The sequence below is a fragment of the Robertmurraya sp. FSL R5-0851 genome (genome assembly GCF_038002965.1).
In the GTDB taxonomy this organism is placed as follows: Bacteria; Bacillota; Bacilli; order Bacillales; family Cytobacillaceae; genus Robertmurraya_A; species Robertmurraya_A beringensis.
Map to the genome: position 1 here is coordinate 860,146 of NZ_JBBOOE010000001.1, position 13,014 is coordinate 873,159.

The 13,014-nt window shown below is 37.8% G+C and carries 13 protein-coding genes and 1 pseudogene; 9 read left to right on the forward strand and 5 right to left on the reverse strand.

Annotation, left to right across the window (positions count from 1 at the left end):
* Nucleotides 1-84 precede the first annotated feature (84 nt).
* On the forward strand, nucleotides 85-885 hold the full coding sequence (zupT, locus tag MKX65_RS04405; protein WP_340902560.1) for a zinc transporter ZupT: 801 nt from the start codon (nucleotides 85-87) through the stop codon (nucleotides 883-885).
* A gap of 41 nt (nucleotides 886-926) precedes the next feature.
* Here the strand turns inward: zupT and MKX65_RS04410 are convergent, their stop codons facing one another.
* On the reverse strand, nucleotides 927-1,352 hold the full coding sequence (locus MKX65_RS04410; protein ID WP_119706840.1) for an organic hydroperoxide resistance protein: 426 nt from the start codon (nucleotides 1,350-1,352) through the stop codon (nucleotides 927-929).
* A 202-nt stretch (nucleotides 1,353-1,554) separates the two neighbouring features.
* Here MKX65_RS04410 and MKX65_RS04415 point away from each other — a divergent pair, with 202 nt between their 5' ends.
* The gene (locus tag MKX65_RS04415) at nucleotides 1,555-2,004 is read left to right on the forward strand and encodes a transcriptional regulator, SarA/Rot family (protein WP_160547349.1); all 450 of its coding nucleotides are present in this window, start codon (nucleotides 1,555-1,557) and stop codon (nucleotides 2,002-2,004) included.
* Between the two features lie 158 nt (nucleotides 2,005-2,162).
* Nucleotides 2,163-2,639 (forward strand): YhcN/YlaJ family sporulation lipoprotein, encoded by a 477-nt coding sequence (locus tag MKX65_RS04420; protein WP_340902565.1) that lies wholly within the window; start codon nucleotides 2,163-2,165, stop codon nucleotides 2,637-2,639.
* A gap of 45 nt (nucleotides 2,640-2,684) precedes the next feature.
* Here the strand turns inward: MKX65_RS04420 and MKX65_RS04425 are convergent, their stop codons facing one another.
* The 4 genes from MKX65_RS04425 to MKX65_RS04435 all read right to left on the reverse strand — a co-directional run bounded on the left by MKX65_RS04425 (nucleotide 2,685) and on the right by MKX65_RS04435 (nucleotide 4,952).
* Entirely contained in the window at nucleotides 2,685-3,602 is a 918-nt protein-coding gene (locus MKX65_RS04425) for an aldo/keto reductase (protein ID WP_340902567.1), read from the reverse strand.
* A gap of 212 nt (nucleotides 3,603-3,814) precedes the next feature.
* The gene (locus MKX65_RS27025) at nucleotides 3,815-4,069 is read right to left on the reverse strand and encodes a GHKL domain-containing protein (RefSeq protein ID WP_445677942.1); all 255 of its coding nucleotides are present in this window, start codon (nucleotides 4,067-4,069) and stop codon (nucleotides 3,815-3,817) included.
* 119 nt (nucleotides 4,070-4,188) lie between these two features.
* Nucleotides 4,189-4,647 carry a Spo0B domain-containing protein gene (locus tag MKX65_RS04430; protein ID WP_160547353.1) on the reverse strand — a complete coding sequence of 153 codons (459 nt, stop codon included), beginning with the start codon at nucleotides 4,645-4,647 and terminating at the stop codon, nucleotides 4,189-4,191.
* Nucleotides 4,644-4,952 (reverse strand): hypothetical protein, encoded by a 309-nt coding sequence (locus tag MKX65_RS04435; RefSeq protein WP_160547354.1) that lies wholly within the window; start codon nucleotides 4,950-4,952, stop codon nucleotides 4,644-4,646. Before MKX65_RS04435 ends, MKX65_RS04430 begins: the two co-directional genes overlap by 4 nt.
* Before the next feature lie 138 nt (nucleotides 4,953-5,090).
* Here MKX65_RS04435 and MKX65_RS04440 point away from each other — a divergent pair.
* The 6 genes and pseudogenes from MKX65_RS04440 (at nucleotide 5,091) to MKX65_RS04465 (ending at nucleotide 13,007) form a co-directional block, all read left to right on the forward strand.
* Nucleotides 5,091-5,528, forward strand: a pseudogene (locus MKX65_RS04440) (methylated-DNA--[protein]-cysteine S-methyltransferase).
* Between the two features lie 783 nt (nucleotides 5,529-6,311).
* Entirely contained in the window at nucleotides 6,312-7,625 is a 1,314-nt protein-coding gene (locus MKX65_RS04445; protein ID WP_160547355.1) for a S8 family serine peptidase, read from the forward strand.
* A gap of 447 nt (nucleotides 7,626-8,072) precedes the next feature.
* The gene (locus MKX65_RS04450) at nucleotides 8,073-8,540 is read left to right on the forward strand and encodes a flavodoxin (protein ID WP_340902572.1); all 468 of its coding nucleotides are present in this window, start codon (nucleotides 8,073-8,075) and stop codon (nucleotides 8,538-8,540) included.
* Nucleotides 8,541-9,088: 548 nt separating this feature from the next.
* A complete protein-coding gene (locus tag MKX65_RS04455; RefSeq protein ID WP_160547356.1) occupies nucleotides 9,089-10,210 on the forward strand; it encodes a sugar ABC transporter substrate-binding protein in 1,122 nt (373 codons plus the stop codon).
* A gap of 91 nt (nucleotides 10,211-10,301) precedes the next feature.
* Nucleotides 10,302-11,822 (forward strand): sugar ABC transporter ATP-binding protein, encoded by a 1,521-nt coding sequence (locus tag MKX65_RS04460; protein ID WP_340902575.1) that lies wholly within the window; start codon nucleotides 10,302-10,304, stop codon nucleotides 11,820-11,822.
* 12 nt (nucleotides 11,823-11,834) lie between these two features.
* Nucleotides 11,835-13,007, forward strand: coding sequence for a sugar ABC transporter permease (locus tag MKX65_RS04465; protein ID WP_340902576.1), 1,173 nt, complete (start codon nucleotides 11,835-11,837; stop codon nucleotides 13,005-13,007).
* Nucleotides 13,008-13,014: the final 7 nt, after the last annotated feature.

Below are 13,014 nucleotides of genomic sequence, written 5' to 3' on the forward strand. Positions count from 1 at the left end.
ATTTTTTATTGAAAAAGTTTGATTAAGGAAACATATTATCTTTAATTCAAATACCTTTAACTATAATTTAAGGAGGAAATTACAATGACGGAGAATCTGTTGTTTGCTTTTGGTTTAACATTAATGGCAGGGTTGGCCACGGGGATTGGTAGTGTATTAGCGTTTTTTACTTCTACAACAAACACAAAGTTTCTTTCTGTTACTCTAGGTTTCTCAGCAGGTGTAATGATCTATGTATCTATGATTGAAATTTTCGTAAAAGCGAAAGATGCACTTGTAGGTTCTATGGGAAATGTGTTAGGTAACTGGATGACCGTGGCGGGTTTTTTCGGAGGGATGTTGTTAATTACATTAATTGATAAATTTATCCCTAAACAAGGAAATCCACATGAGTTGAAAAAAGTAGAGGATATGAAAGAAAAACCGAATAATCAGGCCCTGTTAAAAATGGGAACTTTTACCGCGCTGGCGATTGCCATTCATAACTTTCCAGAGGGAATAGCGACGTTTACTTCGGCTTTGCAGGACCCTGGTTTAGGGATAGCGATTGCCGTAGCCATTGCCATTCACAATATACCAGAGGGAATTGCTGTTTCAGTGCCTGTCTATTTTGCCACTGGTGATAAGAAAAAGGCATTCAAACTGTCATTTTTATCCGGACTATCAGAACCAGTTGGTGCATTAGTTGCTTATTTGTTTTTGATGCCTTTCTTAAACGATGTAATGTTCGGCATCATCTTTGCCGCTGTGGCAGGAATTATGGTCTTTATTTCACTTGATGAATTATTACCTGCCGCGAAAAGATATGATGAAACTCACCTATCCATCTATGGGTTAATCGGTGGAATGGCGGTAATGGCACTCAGTTTGTTATTATTCATTTAGTAAAAAGGCTTTCGACATTTGGTCGAAAGCCTTTTTTATGCTTATTCTACAATTTCTAAGGTTACTTCGATATTTCCCCTAGTTGCTTTTGAGTACGGACAGAAATGATGAGCTTTTTGAACTAAGTCTTCTAATACAGCTCTTTCAATTCCAGTACCTTTTACTTGGAGTGTTACACCAAGCTTAAAGCCTTGGTCGGTTTCATCTTTTATAAGGCTAACGTTTGCTGTTACTTGTGATTCAAATTTTACACGTTCTGATCTTGCCATAAATTGAAGGGCTCCGTCAAAGCAAGCAGCATATCCTGCAGCAAATAACTGTTCAGGATTGGTAGCGCTTGGCAAGGATTTCGCTCTTGGTGTTCCTGGCATGGCGATATCAAGATTAATGGCACCTTCAGGGGATTGAACTTTTCCTTCTCTACCTCCAACTGCAGTTACACTAGAAGTGAATAATACGTTTGACATAGAAATCATCCTTTTAAATGTATTTTTTAAAATTAGATTGTGCAAAATTAAATAACCTATGTGTTTATGATAATAGATGAGATATTAGTTGTCAATAATATAATTGTGCAAAATTAATTGAATTGACGATAAGGAATGGGTGCGATATGATTTTATAAAATTAAATTTATGATCAGTTTATGAAAAAGTTGAGGGATGAATCATGAAGTATGACGATGAACTTGTGAAACTTGAAGACCATTTATGTTTCTCTTTATATGCTTGTTCAAGAGCAATTTTTCGTTTGTATCGACCGTTTTTAGACGAATTGAATGTAACCTACCCACAATATTTGGTGTTGCTCGTGTTATGGGAAAGGAAGCAAAGTACAGTGAAAGAATTAGGAGAACTTCTAGGCCTTGATTCTGGAACTTTAACTCCTATGCTAAAAAGAATGGAAGCAGCGGGTCTCGTCGAACGCAAAAGATCGGCTGAAGATGAGAGGGTTGTGACGATTACTATTACGGTGGAAGGAAATCTCCTTAAAGAGAAGGCTGTTTGTATCCCGCGTTCACTTTTAGAGTCAACAGGAATGACAGAGGAAGAAGTTATTACAATAAATAATGTGATAAAAAAACTACTTCAAAAGGTGAATACAGCTAGTATGAAATGAATGGTCATACCGACGAGGCTTAGAGAAAAATAATGAATTGTTCAATGAGAAGTCCTTCCGTTCGGTTGGACTTTTTGAATGTCACTGCCTCATATCCTGAATATATCTATCATTTTTAGCCAACATATAGGTTGAAAGAATGATCAGGAGTGAGTGCTTTGAACAAATTTCGGTTGTTTTTAGTTGTAACGGTAATGTCATTTTTTCTATCTGGCTGTGTATTTAATGAAACGGAGAATCAGCAAGTTCAAACAAGCCAAGCTAAGGCTAGAATCTTAAATGATGAAACAGAAAAGGTAGATCACACGATCAGGGTCTCACAACTGGCAGAACAATATGTCGAGAAATTAGAAGAAGTAGAACGGGCTAATGTTATTTACTCCAACAACAATGCGTATGTTGCAATTAAACAAAACCAATATAATAGTCTGTCAGATGTTTTAAATCAGAAGATAGCTGACCAGGTACGAAAAGCAGATAATAAAATTCATAAAGTGTACGTTTCTGTAAATCCTGATTTTTATACGACGATGAACAATTATGCGAAAGATATAAGGTCCGGAAGAGACAAAATTAGCTTATACCGAGATTTTTCTAATACAGTTATGAACTTTTTTGGAATCGAAAGTGAATAAAAAACTCACTCGTCTTTGTGGAGATGAGTGTGTTTGTCTAGTATTTTATGGAAGGATATTTCCAGCTGCACGATAAATACTATACCATTCTTCACGAGTTAGTTGGACCTCGCTAGCTTGGATGCAATCCTTTAATCTATCTAAATTCGTTGTACCCACAACAGGTTGCATCTTTGCAGGATGACGTAAAATCCATGCAATCGCAATCGTTGTATTGCTTACATTGTATTTTTCTGCAAGTTGATTAATTTGTTGGTTCAATTCAGGGAATTTTTCATTCCCTAAGAAAGTTCCTTCAAAGAAACCGTATTGGAATGGAGACCATGGTTGAACCGTAATGTCATTTAGACGACAGAAATCAAGAATGCTGCCATCGCGATTAATCGCTGATTCATTTTCCATATTGACATTAATTCCACTAGAAACCATCGTGGCATTTGTGATACTAAATTGTAGTTGGTTGGCGACAATCGGTTGCTTTACGTACTTTTTCAGAAGTTGAATTTGCATCGGATTTTGGTTAGATACACCGAAATGACGGACCTTTCCTGATTCTTCAAGGATATCAAAAGCTTCGGCTACTTCTTCAGGCTCAACGAGTGCATCTGGTCGGTGTAGAAGAAGCGTATCTAGATAATCCGTTTGTAGGCGCTTTAAAATGCCATCCACTGACTCTAAAATGTATTCTTTAGAGAAATCAAACATCCCTTTTCTTATGCCACATTTGGATTGAAGAATCATTTTTTCACGAATATCATCATTCATGTTGATAGCATCGGCAAATATTTCTTCACAAGTACCACCACCATAAATATCGGCATGATCAAAGAAGTTTGCTCCTTCTTCTAATGCTGTTTTTATAAAACGCTCCACCTCTGATTTTTCAAGTGCGTTTATTCGCATACAGCCTACTGCAACAACTGGTACCTCTAATGTGCTATTTCCTAGTCTAATCGTTCTCAAGTGTGTTTCCTCCCAAGTGTACGATAGGGTAATTGTTGAATGAATAGTTCCCAATTCTCCTATTATCAACTATTAACCAATCATAAGCATAATGTGCACGCTTTCACGAATGTGTACAAGCATATTTTGCCATACCTTAAGGCTATATTCAACTTTTACCTCTCATTTGAGAGAAAACAAAAAAGACCCTCTATTTTTAATAAGAGAATCTTCTATGATACCACTTTCTTGGTGAAAACAATGGTAAAACAAACTAGATCTTTATCAATTTTTACTTGTAAGTCACCATTGTATTTTTGTGTAATTTTTTTAATAATCGAAAGCCCAAACCCTCTACTTCTACTTTGTTCTTTCGGTTTAGTGGATTGCTCAATGTGAAAGAACGTTTCGTCAAATTGCCTTAAAGTACTCGAATTTTTTACTTCTATGACAAACGTCCGTTGTAGCTCTTGTATGTCAACAGAGATTCAGCGTTGTGCTTCTGGTAATTCCATCGTGGCGTCATAGCCATTATCTAACAAGTTACTCATTAAGCGAATAAAGTCGGTTGAGGAAATCAATTTCATAATCTCCTCGCTTGAAATGTTCAGCGAAAAGCAATGTGATCTCTTTTGAACTTTTCCATTTTCGTAAAAAGAACAGAGGCAAGGATCGGATTATTAATTTTTAATACGTGATTGTTTACTTCAATTAATTCTTTCACGTAGTTTTCCGTTTCGGTGTAATTCCCGATTTTTAACAATCCAGAAATAACGGTCAAATGATTATTCAGGTCGTGGCGATCTGACCGGACTGAGGCAACTAACGAATGAAACTCCTTTTCATGTGTAGTCTCAGTTAGTTGAACCTTTTGTTTGGTCTCTCTTTGATAGATCGTGCCTATGATAAATAAGGAAGCAATGTTTAATAAGATAACGATAAACATGCTAGCAGGAACACCTAGGATAAACGTGGTTTCCTTCATAATATATAAAGAACCAATAGACATAAAGGTCAAAAATATTTGAAGCAGTACAACAAAAATTAATGGAACAATTCCTTTCATTGGAACCTACTAGCTAGAAACGGGATTTTTATGTTCTTTTTATAGAAGACATATGCAGCCAATGCCATTGGAAGATTCGATGCATTCGCAATTAATATACGTTTCCATGGACTTGCCAATATGGTTTCAATATTTAAAGAAAATAATTGCGAGTACAAAAGAATAAAGGCTGTTTGAAATGTGAAAATGGAGATATAAAAGATTAAAGCAAATAAGAATCCTTGAGTGATTTTCAGTTTTAAGAATAGAGTGACCAAAAGAGCAACAACAACAAATAGTAAGTATACCTTAAACGAAAAGGTCATATACTGATCTGCATAAAATGCTATTGCAGAATATAAAACGGATAATAATAGATATGATTTTCTATTTGCTTTTATAGGAATCCCAAGTAGGACAAAAGTTAGTGCAACTGCGGCTAGTCTCCAATAGGAGTATTAGAAATGATCGGATCAATGGATGAGATTTATTCTATCATGTTTGTAGATAGGGATTAGATTCAACATACCATTGGAGAGGAAACCCCTAAAGTATTAGTAGATTGTTTAAAGCAAATCGATGAATATTTTAAGGGAACTCGCCAAGTATTCACTTTTCCTTATAAATTAGAGGGAACAGAATTTCAGCAAACAGTGTGGAAGTCATTAGCCAATATCCCGTTTGGTGAAACAGGAACTTATAAGGAACTTGCTATTAAGATTAACAATGAAAAAGCAATTAGAGCAGTTGGTCATGCAAATGGTAGAAACAAGCTAAGTATTGTCATCCCCTGCCATCGAATCATTGGATCCAGTGGAAAGCTTACAGGCTATGCGGGAGGCTTGTGGCGGAAGGAATGGTTGCTTCAGCATGAACATGAAGCATTTATGGGGAAAAATTAATCGGAATCTCTTATCACAAAGGTGATAGAGCTTTTTTGTTTTCTATTAATAGAATTTAAAGAGGGATGAGTGGAGGGGATGATTCAGACAGTCTAAGCATTGCAAGGAATGGCGGAGTCCGAATGCGAGGTTGATTCGGACAGCAAAAGCATTGCAAGGGGTTACGCAGTCCGAATGCGAGGTTGATTCAGACAGTCCAAGCATTGTAAGGAATGGCGGAGTCCGAATGCGAGGTTGATTCGGACAGTCCAAGCATTGTAAGGGATTACAGAGTCCGAATGAGGAGTTGATTCAGACAGCAAAAGTATTGTAAGGGAATACCGAGTCCGAATGCGAGGTTGATTCGGACAGTAAAAGCATTGCAAGGGAATACGGAGTCCGAATGCCGGGGTGATTCGGACAGCAAAAGCATTGTAAGGGAATACCGAGTCCGAATGCGGGGTTGATTCGGACAGCAAAAGCATTGTAAGGGAATACCGAGTCCGAATGCGGGATTGATTCAGACAGCAAAAGCATTGTAAGTGAATACAGAGTCCGAATAAGGGATTAATTCGGACATTCGAAGCAATATATGGAATTTCGTACAGCCCAAGCAACGGCAGGAATTATCGAGTGTGACTCTAGTATTCCGCCAGCGGATCTTCTTTTTCTACTCTATCGGTAACAATTGAATGGGGCTCCCATTATACGCCTTATTTTTACTAACTTGGACAAGCGCCGATGCAAACTCTCTCTCATCTTCATATATCTGTAAAAGAATGATTATGATAGGAGGGAATTTGATTGTTCGGGTATTCAATGGTCCAAATGGTAAGAACTCATGCGGATAAATTGGAGCGACCATTAAGGGAACAAATATTAAACTTGTATAAACCCTTTAAATGGACGCCTTGCTTTTTGCATAACATGTTTGAAGGGATGTTAAAGATAGGTAGAAAGTACTCGGTGATTATTGAATTTCAGGAAGGGTGTTACGACGCTGGGTGTAAAGAAGTAGATGAAGTGATGAATCATCATATGAGAAATAAAATTAAGAGTCATTTTCCTAGAGTTTCCTGCTGTAGTGCTGATATAACTCCTAGTGGTTTAGACGAAATGCTCAATAGTTGTCATCATATTAAAAGAGTGTATCTCAATAGTGAGGTAAAGGCTTTTCTTAATGTAGCAGTACCCTCTGCCAATGCTCAAAATATTGTTAGAAACGGTACAATATTAACTGGTAATGGGGTGAAAATTGCCATCATCGATACAGGAATCTATCCACATCCAGATCTTTCAGGTCGAATTACAGACTTTGTTGACCTTATCAATAATCGAACAGAAGCGTATGACGATAATGGACATGGTACGCACTGTGCAGGAGATGCTGCTTCTGCATCTGTCAATTATCCGGGACCTGCTCCAAGGGCCGATTTGGTAGGAGTAAAGGTGCTAGATAAATTGGGGTCAGGTTCACTTGAAACCGTGATGCAAGGGGTGGACTGGTGTATTCAATATAACGAAAATAACCCAAATAATAAGATCGATATCATCAGTATGTCGTTAGGAAGTACCGCGCAAAAATACCGTTCTGAAGATGATGATCCAATGGTTAAGATGGTAGAGGCAGCGTGGGCATCTGGAATCGTTGTTTGTGTGGCGGCTGGGAATGAAGGGCCAGAAAAAGGTACGATTGCTAGTCCAGGATTAAGTGACAAAGTGATAACGGTAGGTGCGCTTGATGATCGGAATACGGTAGAGAGAAACCACGATGATGTTGCGAGCTTCTCCAGTCGTGGACCAACCATCTATGGTGGAGTAAAACCAGATATATTAGCACCTGGAGTCAATATCGTTTCATTGCGATCGCCAAATTCCTATTTAGATAAATTGCAAAAAAGCAGTCGAGTAGAAAATGACTACACTACTTTATCGGGTACTTCGATGGCCACGCCCATTTGTGCAGGGGTTGTTGCGTTAATGAAAGAAGCAAATCCAAGTCTAACACCTGATAAAATCAAAGAATTATTAATGACTAACACAGATGTTTGGCGAGATCGAGATAAGAATATTTATGGTTACGGTTATATTAATGCAGAAAGATCTATTCCAGAGTAATGGTCGATAAATAGCTGCCGATTCCTGCATCTAGGATCAAGAGAGTCCGTACTTCTTGATTGGGAGGTCAGGTTAAGCATCCGTGCTGATAAATAGAAGGAAAAATTCCGCTTATATAATAATTTTTATTAAAAATTGGTTAAATAGACGGAGAAATTCCGTCTATTGACTCTAAAAGTTCAAAAATGAGAGAGTTTGCAGTGCATAACCGGAAAATCTTCCCTTATTCACCCCGAAACGGGCCTTCATTCTGCAACTAACCGGAAAACCTCCGCTTATTTCTTTAAGGCTTTGTATTCCTAACGAAGGAAAGCTCCACTTCCGTCAGTGGAGCTTTTTTGTATTAAAAGATATTCAACCAAAAAATATAATTGACAATGAGAATCATTATCGATTATATTAAAGTTATTAATAATGATAATCATTTTCAATTAGAGGGGGAAAACAGTGAAAATATTTATTGGCTATGTAAGTATGTCCGGTAATACAGAGGATATGGCGAATATTTTGAAGGAACCTCTTCTTGAATGTGGATGTGAGGTAGATCTACTTGATTTAGAAACAGTAGATATACATTCTTTAAAAAGCTTCGATTGCATCTTTCTTGGTGCGTACACCTGGGGAGATGGGGATCTGCCATACGAGGTCGAAGAGTTTTTCGACGAACTCAAAAAACTACATTTAAATGGAATAAAGGCTGCATGCTTCGGCTCAGGTGATACACTCTATCCTAAGTTTTGTATGGCCGTGGATATAATGGCATCAATACTTAAGGAACAGGGCTGTGATGTATTTGAGGAAAGGTTAAAGATAGAACTAAGTCCTGAAACAGACGAGGAAGTAGAAGAATGCAGACAATTTGCGAAGTCATTTTATCAATGGGCTAACAAGGGGGAAAAGCTTACATATGTTTGAAAAAGGTGAATGGTTCTTGCAGTATCCCCTTTCACACAGTATTTATAAGCTAGTATGTATTTCCCCATTTATATTTGGAATAGGGGACAATGGGTTAATTGTTTGATATAACCCTTATAACAATAAATGGACACATACCTTCTTCCCAACACCCCAACGACTTTGGGTCTAGCTGGTCTTGTTTACATCCTTTTAAAGAGTTGTCGATTAAACCATTCATCCGTTCCCTATTTTTATATAAAAATCACTTATATATTGGTACTCAAATTAATAAAGAATCAGGTGGTTTGTGGAGTTTCTCTTAGTTAAAAGCTTTAAGGAGTGGGTCTGGGTTAACCAGATCCACTCTTTTTGTACAAAGAAAAGAAAGTATAAGAATTTCAACTTTGAAAATTGTCTAGCTCCAGCGCCCTAGCGCTTTTCTTATATAGAATAAAAAAGTGCAGACGATACCAAAACAATGCTAGTGTTAACGCTTACATACCAACATACGACATTTATATAATTAACTTGTAACCAAATGAGACAAATATTAAGGGGGAACAAAAATGAAGAAGTTTTTGAAAACGATTTCTCTAATGCTAGCTTTTATGTTAGTGGCAGGTGTGCTAGCTGCGTGTAACAGTGAAAGTAGCGGTGGTGGAAGCAGCAGTAGCAAAGTAAGTGTAGGAATCGTATTACCAACTAAAGACGAACCAAGATGGGTTCAAGACGAACAAAGATTCAAGGATGCTTTATCAGGCTCAGAATATACTACAGAGATTCTTTTTAGCCAAGGTTCATCTGCTAAGGAAAAAGAAAATGTAGAAACATTATTAAACAAAGGGATTGAAGTACTAATCATTAGCCCTCAAGATGGGGATGCAGCAGCGGCTGCTGTTGAAGCTGCGAAGAAGGACGGAGTTACGGTTATTGCTTACGACCGTTTAATTACAAACACAGATGCAGTAGATTACTATGTAACATTTGATAGTCTTGCTGTAGGTGCGGCACAAGGTCAATACTTAATTGATTCTGCAGAAGGTTCGAATGTTCCATTGTACTTATATGCTGGTGCGGCTTCAGATAATAACGCTTTCTTGTTCTTTGAAGGAGCTTGGAGTGTTCTTCAACCGAAGATTGCTGATGGAACATTTACCATCGCAAACTCAAGTGAAGCTGAGAAGTTAAAGGATAAAGAGGAATTAACTCGTGATGAAATGAGTAAAATTCTTGGCCAAGTAACAACAAACTGGGATCCAAATGAAGCGAAAAACAAGGCTCAAACACACCTAACAGCTGTTGGTGCAGATATGAAGGGTGATGTGGCTATTCTAGCGCCAAACGATGGTACAGCTCGTTCTATTGCAGACGTATTCTCTTCTGACGGAGAAGTTACTAGCTTTGTGGTAACAGGACAAGACGCTGAAAAAGCATCTATTCAATATGTCATCGATGGCAAACAATCGATGACGGTATTCAAGGATGTTCGTACCCTTGTTACGGATGCAATGGGAATGGCAGTTGATATTCTTGATGGAAAGACACCTGAAACGACAGGTAGCTACGATAATGGAGAAGTAGAAGTAAAAGCGAAACAAACAGATGTTATCGTTGTTGATGAGGAAAACGTGAAGAGTGAATTAATTGACTCAGGATACTACGAAGCTAGCGAATTTACTGGACTTTAAAAAATAAACAGTAGTTGTTGCGAAATAGTGGTAGAGTAGTCTATCACTATTTCGTAGTTGTAATAGTTGTCTTGAAAGAGGGGGCATACAAATGAGTAAGTATATTTTGGAGATGAAACAAATCTCCAAGCATTTTTCAGGAGTAAAGGCACTAAGCGATGTGAATTTCAAAGTGGAAAAAGGTGAGATTCATTGTCTAATAGGTGAAAATGGTGCAGGAAAGTCCACATTGATGAAGGTGCTAAGCGGGGTGTACCCTTATGGATCCTACGAAGGAGATATTTTGTATGAAGGAAATGTACAACAGTTTAATAAGATTAGTGATAGTGTAAAAACAGGAATCGTTATTATTTATCAGGAGCTGGCTTTATTTCCTGACCTAACTGTATATGAAAATATTTTTGTGGGTAATGAAGTGAAAAACGGTGGAATGGTGGACTGGAATAAAACCATTGCTGAATCAAAAAAAATGCTGAACAAGGTGAAGCTAGATGTCAATCCAGACACACTCATTAAAGATTTAGGAGTAGGGAAACGTCAACTAGTTGAAATTGCGAAAGCTCTAAGCAAGGACGTTAAGTTGCTTATTCTTGATGAACCAACCGCCGCACTAAATGAGGATGATAGTGAAAATCTGCTGGAGTTATTACGTGAACTTAAAAGCCAAGGAATCACGTGTATCATGATTTCCCACAAGCTAAAAGAAGTCATTTCTATTGCAGATAAAGCAACGGTTCTCCGTGATGGTCAGACGATTTGTACATTGGATGCTGCCAAAGGAGAAATCAATGAGAGCAATATCATAAAGAACATGGTGGGGCGTGCAATAGAAGATATTTACCCAAAAAGAGAAAAGCAAGCATTCGGTGGGAAAATTCTTGAATTGTATAATTGGTCTGCCTATGACCCTCAATTAGGTAGACAAGTCGTGAAAAATGTAGATCTACATGTAAAGAAAGGTGAAATTGTAGGGATCGCAGGACTAATGGGTTCTGGACGTACGGAACTTGCGCTGAGTATCTTTGGTAATGCAAAGTCCTATAAGGTTGAAGGAGATTTAGTCATAGCAGGAATCTCAAAAATGCTCAAGCATCCAAGCGATGCGATAAATGCAGGAATTGCGTATGTTACCGAGGACAGAAAGGGCGATGGTCTGTTTTTATATCAGGACATTAAAAGCAATATTTCGGCTGCAAATCTTAAGGGAATTTCCTCCAATGGCTTGATCAATGACAATGAAGAGAGTAAGATTGCCGACCATTATAAGAAATCATTAACGATAAAGGCCTCTTCCTTAGAGCAAATAGTTGGGAACTTAAGTGGAGGAAATCAGCAGAAGGTATCATTAGGAAAATGGCTGTTTGTTGGGCCAAAGCTGTTAATTCTAGATGAGCCTACTCGAGGGATAGATGTGGGTGCGAAATTTGAAATTTATACAGTTATGAACGAGTTAATTAAACAAGGCATGAGTATCATTATGATTTCATCTGAACTTGGTGAAGTATTAGGAATGAGCGATCGGGTGTATGTAATGGCTCAAGGTGAAATAAAAGGTGAGTTGTCGATAGATGAAGCAAACCAAGAAAATATTATGCAGCTTGCTACGCAATAGGAGGTTAATACAATGAGTCTTTTTAAAGAAGCGAAAACATTAATCAGTGAGAATATTCGTGACTATGGTATGTATATTGCCCTTTTTGTCATCATTCTTACCTTTTCATTTATGACGGACGGATTATTTATGTCCTCCCGTAATATTAGTAATTTACTAGATTCTGCAGGGTATATCGCCGTTTTAGCTGTAGGTATGACACTCGTTATTGTCATTAGACATATCGATTTATCTGTTGGGTATGTAGCTGGTTTTCTTGGAGCAATCGCCGCTATCCTCCTTACACAAGCAGGGGTGTCTATTTACATTACGATACCTATCATTCTCATTTTAGGAATTGTTGTTGGTTTACTAAATGGCTTTTTAGTTGCCCAAATTGGAATACCTTCCTTTGTTGCTACATTGGCAGGCTGGCTAGTTTTTAGAGGAGCCTTGCTACAGGTAACAGAAAAGACAGGGACAATTATCATTCAAGACGATAGATTTAATGCAATTGGTAATGGTTATATTCCTTCCATTCTTCAAATCAACGGTCTTCATTTACTTTCCTTATTAGTCGGTTTAGTAGGAATTCTATTTTATATCTATGGTGAAATTTCTACACGCAGAAACAAAATTAAGTATGACTTTGAAGTGGTATCAAAGGGGATTTTTATTTTAAAATTGGTGTTCGTTTCAGCCATTATCGCCTACTTAACATGGATCTTAGCGGGTTATAATGGATTTTCATGGACAGTCATGATTATCCTGCTAGTAGTGATTGTGTATCACTTCTTAACCACAAAGACGGTGCTTGGAAGACATGTATTTGCAGTAGGTAGTAACCCAGAAGCAGCCCATCTTAGTGGGATCAATGTAAAGAAAATTACTTATATGGTATTTGGTTCGATGGGAATGTTAGCAGCTCTTTCAGGTATTCTATTTACCGCACGCTTACAATCTGCAACAACAACAGCAGGGACTTTATTTGAACTTGATGCTGTAGCAGCAGCATATGTTGGTGGAGTTTCTGCGGCTGGAGGAGTCGGAAAAGTAACGGGAGCCATTATTGGTGCAATTGTTATGGCTTCGTTATCTAATGGGATGAACCTACTAGGAGTTGGGATTTCTTATCAATATATCATCCGAGGTGGTGTATTAGCCTTAGCCGTAATTTTTGACGTAATGACTAGAAAAAAACGATAGATACGTA